This is a genomic window from Cupriavidus sp. SK-4 (assembly GCF_000611125.1).
Lineage (GTDB): Bacteria > Pseudomonadota > Gammaproteobacteria > Burkholderiales > Burkholderiaceae > Cupriavidus > Cupriavidus necator.
On the sequence record NZ_JFJW01000036.1, the window covers coordinates 31820 to 47199 of the forward strand.

12 protein-coding genes are annotated in these 15380 nt (G+C 61.6%); 8 read left to right on the top strand and 4 right to left on the bottom strand.

The genetic code is table 11. The features are described from left to right. The 4 genes from CF68_RS38110 to CF68_RS07475 form a co-directional block, all read left to right on the top strand. Nucleotides 1-313: helix-turn-helix domain-containing protein (locus CF68_RS38110; RefSeq protein WP_035817105.1), on the top strand; the 313-nt coding region annotated here is incomplete at its 5' end. Then, complete coding sequence (gene ampD, locus CF68_RS07465) at nt 310-927, top strand: 1,6-anhydro-N-acetylmuramyl-L-alanine amidase AmpD (RefSeq protein WP_035817107.1); 618 nt, start codon at nt 310-312, stop codon at nt 925-927. The genes CF68_RS38110 and ampD, both read left to right, overlap by 4 nt. 494 nt (nt 928-1421) lie before the next feature. After that, nucleotides 1422-4355: a ribonucleoside-diphosphate reductase subunit alpha gene (locus CF68_RS07470; protein ID WP_035817109.1), complete on the top strand. Its 2934-nt coding sequence runs from the start codon at nt 1422-1424 to the stop codon at nt 4353-4355. Between the two features lie 143 nt (nt 4356-4498). Next, complete coding sequence (locus CF68_RS07475) at nt 4499-5686, top strand: ribonucleotide-diphosphate reductase subunit beta (protein ID WP_035817111.1); 1188 nt, start codon at nt 4499-4501, stop codon at nt 5684-5686. 479 nt (nt 5687-6165) lie between these two features. Here CF68_RS07475 and CF68_RS07480 read toward each other — a convergent pair whose 3' ends face one another. The 3 genes from CF68_RS07480 to CF68_RS07490 all read right to left on the bottom strand — a co-directional run bounded on the left by CF68_RS07480 (nt 6166) and on the right by CF68_RS07490 (nt 10198). Continuing rightward, complete coding sequence (locus CF68_RS07480; protein ID WP_035817113.1) at nt 6166-7353, bottom strand: hypothetical protein; 1188 nt, start codon at nt 7351-7353, stop codon at nt 6166-6168. Nucleotides 7354-7496: 143 nt separating this feature from the next. Next, the gene (locus CF68_RS07485; protein WP_200872538.1) at nt 7497-8816 is read right to left on the bottom strand and encodes an MFS transporter; all 1320 of its coding nucleotides are present in this window, start codon (nt 8814-8816) and stop codon (nt 7497-7499) included. A 41-nt stretch (nt 8817-8857) separates the two neighbouring features. Continuing rightward, a complete protein-coding gene (locus CF68_RS07490; RefSeq protein ID WP_035817115.1) occupies nt 8858-10198 on the bottom strand; it encodes a D-serine ammonia-lyase in 1341 nt (446 codons plus the stop codon). 98 nt (nt 10199-10296) lie between these two features. Here CF68_RS07490 and CF68_RS07495 point away from each other — a divergent pair, with 98 nt between their 5' ends. The 4 genes from CF68_RS07495 (at nt 10297) to CF68_RS07510 (ending at nt 13883) form a co-directional block, all read left to right on the top strand. Further along, nucleotides 10297-11271 carry a LysR family transcriptional regulator gene (locus tag CF68_RS07495; protein ID WP_051591448.1) on the top strand — a complete coding sequence of 325 codons (975 nt, stop codon included), beginning with the start codon at nt 10297-10299 and terminating at the stop codon, nt 11269-11271. A gap of 320 nt (nt 11272-11591) precedes the next feature. Beyond that, the gene (gene dapA / locus CF68_RS07500) at nt 11592-12488 is read left to right on the top strand and encodes a 4-hydroxy-tetrahydrodipicolinate synthase (protein WP_035817117.1); all 897 of its coding nucleotides are present in this window, start codon (nt 11592-11594) and stop codon (nt 12486-12488) included. Nucleotides 12489-12586: 98 nt separating this feature from the next. Continuing rightward, entirely contained in the window at nt 12587-13099 is a 513-nt protein-coding gene (locus CF68_RS07505; RefSeq protein WP_161786859.1) for a lysozyme inhibitor LprI family protein, read from the top strand. 4 nt (nt 13100-13103) lie between these two features. Continuing rightward, complete coding sequence (locus CF68_RS07510; protein ID WP_051591449.1) at nt 13104-13883, top strand: N-acetylmuramoyl-L-alanine amidase; 780 nt, start codon at nt 13104-13106, stop codon at nt 13881-13883. A 153-nt stretch (nt 13884-14036) separates the two neighbouring features. On the opposite strand, the gene CF68_RS07515 is transcribed toward CF68_RS07510, so the two are convergent. Continuing rightward, nucleotides 14037-15080: an SGNH/GDSL hydrolase family protein gene (locus CF68_RS07515; protein ID WP_035817320.1), complete on the bottom strand. Its 1044-nt coding sequence runs from the start codon at nt 15078-15080 to the stop codon at nt 14037-14039. Between the last annotated feature and the right edge of the window lie 300 nt (nt 15081-15380).

Consider the following 15380-nt stretch of genomic DNA (forward strand, 5'->3'; position numbering starts at 1 on the left):
GCCGGCCCTGGCAGAGCCGCCACCCGTGGCACCGGCCCCGGCCAGCGCGGCCGAACCTGAGCCCGCCGGCGACCCCGCCGAGCGTGCCTGCCGCGGCATCGTCTTCCCGATCGACCTGCCGGCCAGGCTGGAAGCCGTGGAGCGCGAGCTGATCCTGCAGGCGCTGGCGCAGACCAACTTCAACCGCACCGCGGCCGCGCCGCTGCTGGGCCTGAACCTGCGCCAGCTGCGCTACCGCATCCAGCAGCTGGGCATCCGCGAGGCCATGGACGCCGCCGATCGCAGCGCCGTGGAAGGCGAGGGCACGTCATGACCAAGCCCACGCACCGCTACCTGCCCGATGCCGACGGCTGGGTCCCCGCCGCGCGCCGCGTGCCGTCGCCCAACTTCGACGAGCGCCCGGCCGGCATGCCGGTGGACCTGGTGGTGCTGCACAACATCAGCCTGCCGCCCGGCCAGTTCGGCAGCGGCGACATCGAGGCCTTCTTCCAGAACCGGCTCGATCCCAACAAGCACCCGTTCTTTGCCACCATCCACCAGGTGCAGGTGTCCGCGCACTTCCTGGTCACGCGCGAGGGTGAGCTGGTGCAGTTCGTGCCGTGCACGCAGCGGGCCTGGCACGCCGGGCAGTCGGACTTCTTCGGCCGCGCCCGTTGCAACGATTTTTCCATCGGCATCGAGATCGAGGGCTGCGACGACCTGCCGTTCACCCTGGCCCAGTACGACACCGTGGCCGCGCTGGTGCCGGCGCTGCTGGCCGCCTACCCGGTGCGCGCGATTGCCGGCCATAGCGACATCGCCCCGGGGCGCAAGACCGATCCCGGCCCGCATTTCGACTGGGCGCGCTTCGCCAGGCAGGCGGGCGTGGCGCCGGGCATGTTGCCCTACCAGTGCCCTGGCGCGGCTGGCCAGGTGACGAATCCTTAACCTCATTCCCCATCCCCGTGCGCCCCGTTCCGGCGCACATGCCCTACCTCCGGGTGGGGCTATCGCAACGTCGCAACAATCAAAAAAATTTTTGTGAAATGTGCAGTTGCGAACGGTCTGGCGAAAACCCTTGCGAGTATTAGGCTTGCGGGCATGTGGCGCTGCCGCATCGGCGCACCCGCCCCCGAAAAAGCGCTTGTCAAGACTGGTCATTCGGATTCGTTTCACTATACTTAGCCCAGTTTCACGCATCACACACTATATCTAGTAGTCAAACCGGGGAGCCGGCCCAAGGGCGAGTCAGGGATCACGAAGTTCGTGCATCGTCTCGAAACCGCCCGCTAAGGCCAGCGAATCACAAGAGTCCCTGGCGAAATGTTCACGTAAAGGCAGTCTGTCCGCCCCCGACTTCACGCCGGGAGGGACGTTCTTTTCGCCGCATTTCGCCAGGGACTCTTTTGTCTCTTATTTCCAGGGTAAAAACAGGAGTTCTCATGCAAACGGCCCAGAACGAAATCACCACGGGTGGCGCCGCCGCCGGTATCGCACCGACCGCGCAGCAGACCCCCGCCAACGCCGCCAATACGAACTACCCGGATCACAAGATCATTCGACGCAACGGCGCCGTGGTGGCTTTCGAGCCGTCCAAGATCGCCGTTGCCATGACCAAGGCCTTCCTCGCCGTGAACGGCGGGCAGGGCGCCGCGTCCGCGCGTGTGCGCGAGATCGTCGAGCAACTGACTGACAACGTCGTGCGCGCACTGGTGCGCAGCCGCCCCAACGGCGGCGCCATCCATATCGAAGACGTGCAGGACCACGTGGAACTGGCGCTGATGCGCTCGGGCGAGCATGAAGTGGCCCGCGCCTACGTGCTGTACCGCGAGAAGCGCAAGGACGAGCGCGCCCAGGCCAACGCCCAGGCCGTGGCCCGCGTGCAGGAAGGCGGCATCTCGGTCAACGTGACCGATGGCGGCGTCACGCACGTGCTGGACATCGCCGCGCTGCACGACCTGATCGACAACGCCTGCAGCGGCCTTGGCAATGCAGTGAGCGCCGAGCCGATCCTGAAGGAAACCCTGAAGAACCTGTACGACGGCGTGCCGATGACGCAGGTGTACGACTCCGCCATCCTGGCCGCGCGTACCCTGATCGAAAAGGACCCGGACTACAGCCAGGTCACCGCCCGTATCCTGCTGCACACCATCCGCAAGGAAATCCTGGGCACCGAAGTGACCCAGTCCGAGATGTCCAGCCGCTACGCCGAGTACTTCCCCAAGTTCATCGCCCGCGGCATCGCAGCCGAACTGCTGGACGAGCAACTGGCCACCTACGACCTGGCCCGCCTGGGCGCGGCGCTGGACGCCGGCCGTGACTTCCAGTTCAACTACCTGGGCCTGCAGACCCTGTACGACCGCTACTTCCTGCATATCGATGAAACCCGCATCGAAATGCCGCAAGCCTTCTTCATGCGCGTGGCCATGGGCCTGGCGCTGAACGAGAAGGACCGTGAAGCGCGCGCCATCGAGTTCTACCAGCTGCTGTCGTCGTTCGACTTCATGTCGTCCACGCCGACCCTGTTCAACTCCGGCACCCGCCGCTCGCAGCTGTCGTCGTGCTACCTGACCACCGTCTCCGACGACCTGGAAGGCATCTACGAAGCGCTGAAGGAAAACGCGCTGCTGTCCAAGTTTGCCGGCGGCCTGGGCAATGACTGGACCAACGTGCGCGCACTGGGCTCGCACATCAAGGGCACCAACGGCAAGTCGCAAGGCGTGGTGCCGTTCCTGAAGGTGGTCAACGACACCGCCGTGGCGGTGAACCAGGGCGGCAAGCGCAAGGGCGCCGTCTGCGCCTACCTGGAAACGTGGCACCTGGACATCGAAGAATTCCTGGAACTGCGCAAGAACACCGGCGACGACCGCCGCCGCACCCACGACATGAACACGGCCAACTGGATTCCGGACCTGTTCATGAAGCGCGTGATGGAAGCCGGCGAATGGACCCTGTTCTCGCCCGCCACCTGCCCGGACCTGCACGACAAGGTCGGCAAGGAATTCGAGAAGGCCTACCTGGGCTATGAAGCCAAGGCCGCCAGCGGCGAACTGAAGCTGTTCAAGAAGCTGCCGGCGCTGCAACTGTGGCGCAAGATGCTGGGCATGCTGTTCGAGACCGGCCACCCGTGGATCACCTTCAAGGATCCGTGCAACATCCGCAGCCCGCAGCAGCACGTGGGCGTGGTGCACAGCTCCAACCTGTGCACGGAAATCACGCTCAATACCAATGAGAGCGAGATCGCCGTGTGCAACCTGGGCTCCGTCAACCTGGTCGCCCACATGGCCAAGCAGGCCGACGGCACCTACGCGCTGGATCACGCCAAGCTGCAGAAGACCGTGCGCACCGCCATGCGCATGCTCGACAACGTGATCGACATCAACTACTACGCCGTGGACAAGGCGCGCAATTCCAATCTGCGCCACCGTCCGGTCGGCATGGGCATCATGGGCTTCCAGGACTGCCTGCACGTGCTGCGCACGCCGTACTCCAGCGACGCCGCCGTCAAGTTTGCCGATACCTCGATGGAAGCGGTGTGCTACTACGCCTACAAGGCTTCGACCGAGCTGGCCGAAGAGCGCGGCCGCTACAGCACCTATGAAGGTTCGCTGTGGGACCGTGGCATCCTGCCGCAAGACTCGCTCAAGCTGCTGGCCGAAGAGCGCGGCGGCTACCTGGATGTCGACATGTCCGCCACCATGGACTGGGACGCGCTGCGCGCCCGCATCAAGCAGCACGGCATGCGCAACTCGAACTGCATCGCGATCGCCCCGACCGCGACCATTTCGAACATCATCGGCGTGTCGGCCTGCATCGAGCCGACCTTCCAGAACCTGTACGTCAAGTCCAACCTGTCGGGCGAGTTCACGGTGGTCAACGACTACCTGGTGCGCGACCTGAAGGAACGCGGCCTGTGGGACGAGGTGATGGTTGCCGACCTGAAGTACTTCGACGGCTCGCTGTCGCGCATCGACCGCATCCCGCAAGACCTGCGCGACATCTACGCCACCGCGTTTGAAGTGGAGCCGACCTGGCTGGTGGAAGCCGCCAGCCGCCGCCAGAAGTGGATCGACCAGGCCCAGTCCCTGAACATCTACATGGCCGGTGCCTCGGGCAAGAGGCTGGACGACACCTACAAGCTGGCCTGGCTGCGCGGCCTGAAGACCACCTACTACCTGCGCACCATGGCTGCGACCCACGTGGAGAAGTCCACCGTGTCGCGCGGCTCGCTGAACGCAGTGTCGTCGGGCAGCGACAGCGGCTCCGCCCTGGACGCAGCCGCCGCATCGGCCCCGGCCATGCCGGAAGCCGAAGGCGCGGTCTGCACGATGCGCCCGGGCGACCCTGGCTTTGAAGAATGCGAAGCCTGCCAATAACGTAAGAGAGTAAAAGCCACCCTCGGTTTGCTCCCCTCCCCCGCTTGCGGGAGAGGGGCGGGGGTGAGGGCCGGCGCCACCACGAAGTGAAGCGTCAACCGACCAAACCGCCGCCCCCAAATCGAATCACGGAGAACCACATCATGCTGAGCTGGGACGACGACGTTCAAGCCACCCCGCAGGCCGCACCGCAGCCTGCCCTGCAACCCGCTGCTGTTGCCGCCACGGCCGACCAGCAAGGCGTTCTGCCGCCGGCCGCCACGCAGCCCGGCATCCTGGGCGACAACCCCAACGCCGCCGCCGCGCAAAGCAACCGCCGCGTCAACGCCGCCGACAAGCGCGTGATCAACGGCTCGACCGACGTCAACCAGCTGGTGCCGTTCAAGTACAAGTGGGCGTGGGAAAAATACCTGGCCGGCTGCGCCAACCACTGGATGCCGCAGGAAATCAACATGTCCCGCGACATCGCCCTGTGGAAAGACCCCAACGGCCTGACCGAAGACGAGCGCCGCATCATCAAGCGCAACCTCGGCTTCTTCGTCACCGCCGACTCGCTGGCCGCCAACAACATCGTGCTGGGCACCTACCGCCAGATCACCGCGCCGGAATGCCGCCAGTACCTGCTGCGCCAGGCCTTTGAAGAGGCCATCCACACCCATGCCTACCAGTACATCGTGGAGTCCCTTGGCCTGAACGAAGCCGAGATCTTCAACGCGTACCACGAAGTGCAGTCGATCCGCGACAAGGACGAGTTCCTGATCCCGTTCATCGACACGCTGACCGACCCGTCGTTCAAGACTGGCACGCCGGAAAACGACCAGAAGCTGCTGAAGAGCCTGATCGTGTTCGCCTGCATCATGGAAGGGCTGTTCTTCTATGTGGGCTTTACGCAGATCCTGGCGATGGGGCGGCAGAACAAGATGACTGGGGCTGCCGAGCAGTATCAGTACATCCTGCGCGATGAGTCGCTGCACTGCAATTTTGGTATCGACCTGATCAACCAGATCAAGCTGGAGAACCCGCATCTGTGGACGGCGGAGTTCAAGGCTGAGATTACTGAGTTGTTCAAGAAGGCGGTGGATCTGGAGTATCGCTACGCTGAGGACACGATGCCGCGTGGGGTGCTGGGGTTGAATGCGCCGATGTTTAAGGGTTACCTGCGTTTCATCTGCAACCGCCGTTGCCAGCAGATTGGGCTGGATCAGTTGTTCGCGAATGAGGAGAATCCGTTCCCGTGGATGAGCGAGATGATCGATCTGAAGAAGGAACGCAACTTCTTTGAGACTCGGGTTATTGAGTATCAGACGGGTGGGGCGTTGAGCTGGGATTGAGATGGCCTTAAGCAAGGAAGGGAGCCCAGAGGGCTCCTTTTTTTTGCGAAATCGAATCCAAAAATAGACCCCGCTTGGTAAGGCGTTACTCTTGATCGCCATGCCCAACCTAATCATTTAGAATTTGCCTTTTTCCTCAGGCTTGGTCCGCCTGATCTGTCAACCTAGCAATCCATACTTCAAAAAAATGCCCCGTCCCGCCCAGAATAGAAAAAATAAACAAAACGCTTACGGCAATCTTCTTTCGACGGAACGATTCCGTGAGTCGACTGTGAAAGATCGTAATGTTATTCTGGAGGCGGAAAGTGACCGAGGACGACTTTTGTTTTGCCCAGCGTTCCGACGGTTGCAGCAAAAGGCACAAGTGTTTTCCATGGAGCCTGTCCGAAATAACTTGACCACTACACCCCCCGGCTGTGACCGATCGCAAGCGGCTGTCCATGGGCTTAGGTAGCCCTCAGCCATTTGTAGGCTCAACCTTACGATGGCTTGCCGTTGTTCCATCCGCGGCTCGGCTCGGCGACGGGCTCTGATTGAGGCGGCGGGGTCTGAGGCTTCGTGCCCCTCGTCCATCCGCGACTTGGCTCGGCGGCAGGCTCAAATCGAGGCGGCGGCGCGTGGCGGTTCGCTCGCGGCCTGCCAGGCGGCGGGGTCGAAGCGGTCACTTGCCCCGGCGCGCAAAGGGCGGCGACAGAATCGTGCTCGTCCCCTGTAGCCGTATGGACGATCGCTATTGCTTCGTCCATGTTCAGGTCATCATCCGCTAGTACGCGCAGGCATTCGACTAGATTTTCTCTGGTAGGGCGATAGTGCCCACTGGCGTTGGAGATTTCGCGAAGGATGCCATCTTTGACCACAATCTCGCCAGCGCAGATCACACTATTGCCAGCATTGAGCGACGAGTGATTGAATTGCGAGCTGACGTTGCCGACCAGGCGCCCGTTTTCGGTGCTGTTCTGCACGAACAGGTTTCCGTAGAGATCCATGGCATAGATCGTGATGCCCCTGGGCGTCGAATACCAGGCACCGTTGCGGCTAAGCCGCCCATTTGACACGGTAAGCATCGTTCCAAGGCGCTCATGCTTGCGCATATAGTGGACATACATGCTTTGGCTCGAGATGGGAGCCAGCTTCTCGTAGGCAGTGAAGTCCTCTGGCGTGAACTGATCGAACTGTCGACCTTGGACCAACGGAGATGGCTGCCTTGTGTGAGCATCATGGGCGAAGCTTCCGCCCACCGGCGAAATCGTCACGTCCAATCCATACGTTCTCGCATCGCGAAACTGGTTCCTAGCTTGATTGAACAGCACTCGCTCGACGGAGTAGCCAGGTTGAAGGGGAACGCCCATACGGGGGCCGGAGAGTTGCTTCTTGCGTTGGAATTGCTCGTAGTTCATAAGTAAGAGCACCTGCTTGCGAAGGTCCTGCACAGCAACGCTTCGCAACGCGCTGTTCTTCGATTCTTTCCCCTCCTTAATTTTCATCCACTCGTCACACGCAACCAAGAGGGTGCCAAGATGCTGCATACGCCCATCCGCTGTCGGCGGTGGATTGGTCACCCATGTCTCCAGCAGAAAGTCGATTTTCAGTAGCTTATTCCTGCCTCGAAAGCCAGAAAGCGCAGTCTTACTCTTAAATGCCTCCAGACTGATCAGGGTGGGTTTCATGTGGTGCCTCTTGTAGACTGGAATGATGAGCAGTGCTAGCGCCGGCTTTCGCGCAGCGCTATTGGCTCAGCGAAGGTAGTCCATCATGAGTCCGCACCAGGCCCTGTGCAATACCTGGAAACTGGTAGTAGTGAATGCACCCATTACCAGTGAGAGGACGGCAAGGCCGGGGAACAGGAGTCCGATGGCAACAAAAAAAGGTTCTTCGAAGAATTCCGGGGAAGGCTGCACGGATTTTTAGGAAGAAGTTCAACTTGTGCGGCGCTATGCCGGCTGACGAAGCCGCCGAGGTTCGCCAGGCTGTTGATCGCGCCGATGCATGCTGCTGCCGTCGCCCCGCCGAGGAATGCCGTCGGCAACGTCCACATGATCGGCGAGAAGCTGATGATCCCCGCCGCCGCGATCGACAGCGAGATCACGGCGAGTACGAGATTCTGTCCCGCAAAAACGCTCGCCACGAGCCCGAAAGCGCCCACCAGCATGATGCTGGCAAGATGCCAGCGACGCTCTCCATGCCTATCCGAACTTCGTCCCACCAGCACCATGGCCACCACGGCCACGCAATACGGAATCGCGCTGAGCAGGCCGATCTGTACGCCACTGACCGCCCCAGCGTCCTTGATCAGCGTGGGGAGGTAGAAGCCGAGTGTGTACAACGCCATCATCGCGGGAAACGTCATCAGGATGATCTTGCAGATCCGCATGTCCCGCAGAATGCCGGTCAGCGGGATGTGTTCCCGGCCATGATCATCCTGCGCGATATCGTTCTCGATCAACTGGCGTTGCGCCGGTGTCAGCCATTTGGCGTCCTTGACGCGATCCGTCAGGATCCACAGTACGCCGATCGCCAGCGGGAGCGTCGGCAGGGCTTCGAGCACAAACACCCATTGCCAGCCGGCGTGACCGCCGACCAGGTGAAAGCGCTCCAGGATCCAGCCCGACAAAGGACTGCCGAGCAAGCCGGCGATTGGAATGCCCGCCTGGAATATGGCCGTGACCTTGGCGCGGCGGCGATTCGGAAACCAGTACGTCAGATAGAGGATTACGCCGGGGTAGAAGCCGGCTTCGGCGACGCCGAGCAGGAAGCGTACCGTGTAGAACTGCAACGGTGTCGTGACAAATGCCATGACTCCCGAGAGCAGGCCCCAGGAGATCATGATGCGGGCAATCCAGCGTCGCGCGCCGACACGATGCATGATTAGGTTGCTCGGTACCTCGAACAGCATGTAGCCGATAAAAAACAGCCCTGCGCCGAGCCCATAGGCCGCCTCGCTGAATTGCAGGTCGGCCAGCATGTTGAGCTTGGCGATGCCGATATTCACGCGATCGAGATACGCGACGACGTAGCACAGCATCAGGAACGGGATGAAGCGCAGGGCGACCTTGCGGTAGGTGGCGTCTTCAAATGCGTAAGTGTCAGGTCGCCCCTGAACATCGGGCGAAAGCGCGGCGTGCTGCTCCATAAAAGGGTCTCCTTGTATTGTGGGGGGCGACGACGAGAGGGTCAGGCTGCCTGTTGCATCGCGCCAGAAGCATGGCCGGCCAGTGTTGCGGCGTAATCCTGGAACCGGCGAAGCTCCTCGGGCGGGACGAGCGAGCCGCCGGTGGCCCAGATCACATGCGTGGCGTCGTGCATGTGCAATCCGTGATCGCGCACATACGCCTGGCCCTCGGGCGAGCGACGCAGCCAGCCCGGGCCTCCGATGCCGGCGGCCGCTGACGGCTCGACTTCCACGCCCATCGACGTCTTGAGCGCGAGCAACTGAACGTAGAGTTGATCGTCGGGGACGGTGAACACGCCGGCGAGTTGGGAAGCCATCAACCGGCTGACCAGGTGGGATGCCTGGCCGACGGCGAGGCCATCGGCGTCGGTCCGGTTATCCAGGCCGATGTCGTAGACGGATACGGGAGCTTGCGCACCTGAGGCCAACTGCACCAGTACGCACGGCGAGGCCACGGGCTCGGCGAAGAAGCAGTGCACATGTTCGCCGAACAGTGCCTTGAGCCCGTAAGTGATCCCACCGGGAGCGCCGCCGACACCGCAGGGCAGATAGACGAAGAGCGGATGCGCGGCATCCACGACGCGGCCGGCTTCCGCCAGCTGGCGCGCCAGGTGGCGTGCCGCGGCAGCGTATCCGAAGAAGAGCATGGCGGAGCGCTCGTCATCAACAAAATAGCAGCGCGGCGCAGCCAGCGCCTGCTCCCGGCCCGCTGCCACGGCTTCAGCGTAGTCGCCTTCATGTTCCACGACGCGTACGCCGCGTTTGCGCAGGCGGTCCTTCTTCCACGCCTTGGCGTCCGCGGACATATGTACAACCGCATCGAACCCGAGAGCCGCCGCCATCACGCCGATGCTCAAGCCGAGGTTGCCCGTGCTGCCGACCGTCACCGAGTATTGCGAGAACAGCGCGCGCGCTGCCGCCGTCGCCAGCAGGCGGCGATCACCCTCCGGCTTCAGGACACCGTGCTCGATCGCGATGGATTCGGCAATCGCCAGCACTTCATGAAAGCCGCCGCGAGCCTTGATGGAACCGGCAATCGGCAGTTCGTCGTCCCGCTTGATGAACCATGCCCCCTCGGCGCCATCGTTGCCGGCGATCGCGTGTTGGAGTGCGGTGGCCGGCATCAATTGGGATTCCACTTGCCCATGGCTTGAACCCAGTTCGGGAAACAGCGTCGCCATGAGCGGTGCACAGCGCGCAAGGCGCGCCTCGGCCGATGCGATCAGTTCCGTCGATGGGGCGGAAGCCGGCAGGGGTTGCCCCAGCCTCGGATTCAGCCAAAGCAGCGGCTGTCTCAATTGAAGTATTGCTAATAGATCACGAGTGAGCGGCAGGGTGGCCATCACGTCTTTCTCCAAGGAATTCCCTATGAACCGTGATCGTAGACGCTGTAATCGTGCAAAAATAGCGATCGTTTCTAACGCATGCATTAGTCAGGCTAATACGAATGCAGCTCGATTCCTCTGTTCTCGGCGCGCTGCGGTGTTTCGAAGCCGCGGGGCGCTTGCTGAGCTTTACCAAGGCTGCCGAATCGCTGAGCCTCACCCAAAGCGCGGTGAGCCAGCAGATTCGCCATCTGGAAGACCGTCTCGGCTACGTGCTCTTCGTGCGCCAGCCGCGCAACTTGAAACTGACGCCAAAGGGTGAGGCGCTGTTCGAGACGACCACGCGCGCACTGCACGAGATTCAGCAGACGATCCAGCGACTCGGCCTGCCAAATGCGCCCTTGCAGGTCAATTGCCTGCCGTCGTATGCGCTGCAATGGCTGATGCCGCGCCTGACTGAGTTCCACCGCGAGCAGCCGGATGTATCCGTGCGCCTGAAAGCCGAGTTCCAGGCCCTGGACAGGCAATCGATGGAGGCGGAAGACATTGACGTGGCAGTGCGTTACGACCCCGTCCGCTACAGCCAGTTGCAAGCTGACGTTTTGCTGGACGAGTACCTGATTCCGGTGGCCACACCCGAGTACCTCACCCAACATCCTGGGCTATCTGACGGCGCTTCGCTCGACGGCGTCGTGTTGCTGCATGACGCATCGCCGTGGGTCGGCGCAGCCGAGTTTGTGGAATGGCGGACATGGCTTGAGGCCTTTCAACCGACATGGATTGCGCATCTGGAGGGGCCGCAATTCAATCTGTCGAGCCTTGCCATCAGCGCGGCGTTGAACCACCACGGGGTGGCGATGGGGCGTACGGCCCTGGTCTATGACGAGATCAGGAGCGGACGGCTGGTGAATGTCTTCGGCAAGCACGTACGTGCGCCGGCGCGCTACATGCTGCTTTCTCGTAATCCTGAGGATCGGCGCACGACCATTTTCTCGACGTGGCTCAAGGTAGAGTGTGCGCGCTTCGATAACGCGCGAATGGAGTTGCTTTCGCTGGATGGAGTACCGCGAAGCCCCGGGTTGGGGCGTTGATTTCGATAGCCCCTTGGAAGAGAGTCCCTTCCAAGCCAGGCTTGACGAAATTGCCGAGAAGCGGATAGATTGACGCAATCATGAGCCGCCGCCCCGCCTCCCTCTCTCTTGATCTCACTGCGAACCAGCCGCAGTGGGGCGCGCGCGCCAAATCCAAAAAACAGTCGCTCATCTGACCGGAGCGTGCTGTTCCGTCAGTTGAGCGACGGAACAGCATCAGTGTAGAAGACGGTCTGCCAATCCCTCCCTTACCGTCTTGAGCGCATCTTGCTCCGTCGCTTGCCTGTGCGGTTTCCGAATCGGTCGATCCGGAGCATGCAATGCAAGAAGTGGATTATCTCTATCGTGGTATCTGGCTACCCCTGGTCACCCCTTTTCACAACCATGAGGTGGATCACGTCGCGCTGCGGCGGCTAGTTGCCCACTACCGCAGCAGCGGCTTGGCGGGGCTGGTGGTGTGCGGCAGCACCGGCGAAGCCGCCGCGCTCGATGAGGCGGAACAGTTGGCCGTTCTGGATACCGTGCTGGCCGAGGCCGGGGGGCTGCCGGTCATGATGGGCTTGGCTGGCAACAATCTCCGGAATGTGCTGAGCCGTCTGGACAGGATTGGCGAACGCCCGCTGGCCGGGGTCTTGGCGCCTGCACCGTACTACATAAGACCGTCGCAGGAAGGACTGAGGGAATACTTCCGCGCGCTGGCCGATAGATCTCGGGCACCACTGGTGGTGTATGACATCCCCTACCGAACCGGTGTGACGCTGAGCGCCGAAACGCTGCTCTCGTTGGCGGATCACGGCAATATTCGGGGTATCAAGGACTGCGGCGGTAACGCTGAAACTACACAGGCGTTGATCGCCGATGGCCGCCTGGCTGTCCTCGCGGGAGAGGACCACCAACTGCTTGCCACGCTGTGTATGGGCGGTCAGGGGGCAATCGTTGCGTCCGCGCACATTCGGCCTGATCTCTTCTCGGCGTTGTGGCGCGCTGTGGCTGACCAGCGCCTGAGTGTCGCCCGCCACCTTTTCCATGTCCTGATGCCGCTGATTCGGCTTATGTTTGCAGAACCTAACCCAAGTCCGGTCAAGACATTACTGGCCAGGCATGGCTGGCTGTCTGATGAGCTGCGTTTGCCAATGACGTCGGCTTCAACCGCGCTCGCCGAGCAATTGGCAATTGTGTGTGAATCGTTGGATTTGGTACGCGCGAATGCGTTGTAATTGCGCAGGCTAGAGGTAGGCGTACGGTCACTGCCGTATGCCTGCCATATCCAAGGAAGCAGTAAGGCATAGGTATGTCTCGGTTGAGAACCGCGCGTATGAAAGGCACCACAGCACCAGATGCGGCGGCAAGTTGCCGCAGATACACTACGCGCACCCGTTCAGCCAGCCAGGCGGTACCGCTCGGGTACATGCAGGAAATCCAACCTTTTCTCCATACGAAACCGATGAAAGCCATTCTTTCTGCTCTGACTCTTGCTCTGCTGGCCCCGGTCGCTGCCCAGGCCGCCAACGAATGCGACAAGTACCGCACCAGTTACGACAAGACCTACTGCTTTGCCAAGCTGTTTCTGGAATCCGACAAAGAACTGAACGGGAGCTACAACGAACTGCGTGGCATGGTTGGAGACAGCGTGAAACAGAAGCTGAAGGACACCCAACTGGAATGGATCAAGTACCGCGACGCGTCATGCGAGCAGGGCGGCGCGATTGACGTGGATTGCAACTACCGCGTGAACCGTGACCGTGCTGAATACCTGCGCGACCGGGTGCGCGAATGCAAGGCGGGCACCTGCCGCAACGACATGATCGCCAAGAAGGCCTGGAACTGATCCGATGGCGCCGGTGATCTCCGCCAGGCGCCGCGCGGTGCTGGCATGGCTGGCAGCTTGCCTGCCCGCCCTCGCCATCGCGTCGCCGCCAGCCATCGGCACGCGTCCGGCCCGCATCGTCATCGATCCCGGCCACACACCGGCGCAGGGCGGCGCACTGGGCGTGCGTGGTATCCGCGAGGTCCGCTACAACGACGGCCTCGCTTCGCTGCTGGTACAGGCGTTCACACAGGCCGGGTTCGACGTGGTGCTGACCCGCGGGCCGGGCGACAACGTGTCGCTGGAAGAGCGCGCCCGCTTCGCCAACGAGCGGCAGGCCGACCTGTTCCTGTCGATCCACCACGACTCGGCGCAGTTGCAGTACCTCGAAAAGGTCGCAGTTGGCGACCAGGACGCGTATCGGACCACCCGGCCCATTTCCGGCTATTCCATCTTCGTGTCGCAACGCAACGCGCACTACGCGCAAAGCCTCGCCGTCGCGCAGATGCTAGGGACGGAAATGCGCAAGCTGGGCCGGCCACCGACGCTGCATCATGCGGAGCCAATCGAAGGCGAATCACGGGAGTTGCTGGCGCCCGATTTCGGCATCTACCGATTCGACGATCTGGTTGTCCTCCGAAAAGCCGAGATGCCTGCCGTGCTGTTGGAAGCGGGTGTGATTGTTGATCCCGCTGACGAGGGTTACGTTAGTGATCCGGGAAATCAGGCCCGCATTGTCCATGCCATCGTCACGGCGGTGCGGCGGTACGTTACGACGGCTCGGATCGGCTACGCACAAAAGTGACACCGCAGCTGAGCAAAGCCGCAATTGTTTGTGCCGGTTGACAAGTGGGGGACTGGGTCGAGGCTCCGATGCGTGCCAGTGTCGGTGCGCGGCTAAAGCATGTGGAGCACGGCAACAAGTTGCGGAACGATCGATTTGCCCCCATTCGCTCTCCTATTTGCTCGCCGCCTGCACCGCCTCCTCCACCAGCGTCGCAAACAGCGCATGAAGATGCGTGGTCGGATGGACCTCATCAGCAAACATGTAGGTCTGATCAGCGTCCGGCACCGTGTAGGTCTTTGGTGAGCAGAACAGCGAACTCACTTCGATCTCCTTGGACAGAAGCTGCAGGTTGCAGCCGGTCCCGGTATTGCTGACCTGGAATCCCTTCTCCTTGAAATGGGCCAGGACATCGTTGATGAAGCCGAACTGATCAATGTTGATGACCTGGTTCTGGATGCCTGCGGCCTGGAGCGCGTTCGTCAACGCTGAATTGAAGGTTAACGTCATCCCGGTGAGAAGGGACCCGAGGCTGTTGTCGCTGACCCCCAGCGGTGAGACGCCGATATTGCCAACGTTTGAGACAACGACATGCTTGGCTCCGGATTGGAGGATCTTTCCGACGATTGCCGCCAATTGCTGCGCGGCAAGCGTCACGGCCTGATCCGCGTCAGCGGCTGTCTCACTTCCTCCCGTAACTGCGCCGGCGTGGATCAGGATATCGCTGCCGCCTCCCTGGACCAGAACAAGCTGGCCGTCATTGAAGTTACCGTGCGCTGAAAGGTGGTTTTGTAGCTGCGTTGCAATCGGTACCGTCAACGCGCCGAGTCCACTGGCCTTGAAATTGATGCCGTTGGGATCCGTTACACGGGCGCCTCCTTGGGCGTAACCCAGTCCGTCAGCGTGATCCCGTACCGGTGCCCCATAGCCGCCGGTTTGCGCCGCGGTCAGCGTCCCGCCGAAGAAGTTCGCAACATTTTGGGTCCACACCTGTCCAGGGTTGGTGGTGAAACGCCCGCCGCCGACCAGTTGCGCAACTGGCGCATAGGTTCCTACATCAGAAATGCTGTCGCCAAACGACACCACCTGGAATCGGAGAGGCGGATTGGTCGCTGGTTTGCCGTCGTCACCCCCGCCGCAGGCGGCGAACAGTGCCACAGTGACACATAGAAGCCCTGAGCGGACGAGATCGAAAAGGGATTGATGGCGTGCTTTCATAGGAACCGGCCAACGGTAAGTGCCCCGGTCGTTCGCGCCCATCAAGACGCCAATGGAGTGAAACGCGCTTGTATGACGTAACAGACAAAGAAAGCCACTTTGCTGTCAGTCAGCAAAGTCTTTATGCGCGCTTGCTCGACTTCCCGCGCCCGGCACCGCAGCCTTGACAGTTGCCTTGTCACTAGTGGGCCATCGAGCTCTGTTTAGTACAAAGCTATTGGGTTTCACGAGAAAGGCAAGTGGAATAGAAGCAGGCAGCGGCCAGGGCACCGCGAGCCACAGGCGCTTGCCCGGCGACTG

Coding starts and splice junctions, on each gene's coding strand:
- CF68_RS07475 (WP_035817111.1), top strand. CDS start 4,499: ATGCTGAGCTGGGACGACGACGTTCAAGCCACCCCGCAGGCCGCACCG.
- CF68_RS07470 (WP_035817109.1), top strand. CDS start 1,422: ATGCAAACGGCCCAGAACGAAATCACCACGGGTGGCGCCGCCGCCGGT.
- dapA (WP_035817117.1), top strand. CDS start 11,592: ATGCAAGAAGTGGATTATCTCTATCGTGGTATCTGGCTACCCCTGGTC.
- ampD (WP_035817107.1), top strand. CDS start 310: ATGACCAAGCCCACGCACCGCTACCTGCCCGATGCCGACGGCTGGGTC.
- CF68_RS07485 (WP_200872538.1), bottom strand. CDS start 8,816: ATGGAGCAGCACGCCGCGCTTTCGCCCGATGTTCAGGGGCGACCTGAC.
- CF68_RS07480 (WP_035817113.1), bottom strand. CDS start 7,353: ATGAAACCCACCCTGATCAGTCTGGAGGCATTTAAGAGTAAGACTGCG.
- CF68_RS07505 (WP_161786859.1), top strand. CDS start 12,587: ATGAAAGGCACCACAGCACCAGATGCGGCGGCAAGTTGCCGCAGATAC.
- CF68_RS07510 (WP_051591449.1), top strand. CDS start 13,104: ATGGCGCCGGTGATCTCCGCCAGGCGCCGCGCGGTGCTGGCATGGCTG.
- CF68_RS07490 (WP_035817115.1), bottom strand. CDS start 10,198: ATGGCCACCCTGCCGCTCACTCGTGATCTATTAGCAATACTTCAATTG.
- CF68_RS07515 (WP_035817320.1), bottom strand. CDS start 15,080: ATGAAAGCACGCCATCAATCCCTTTTCGATCTCGTCCGCTCAGGGCTT.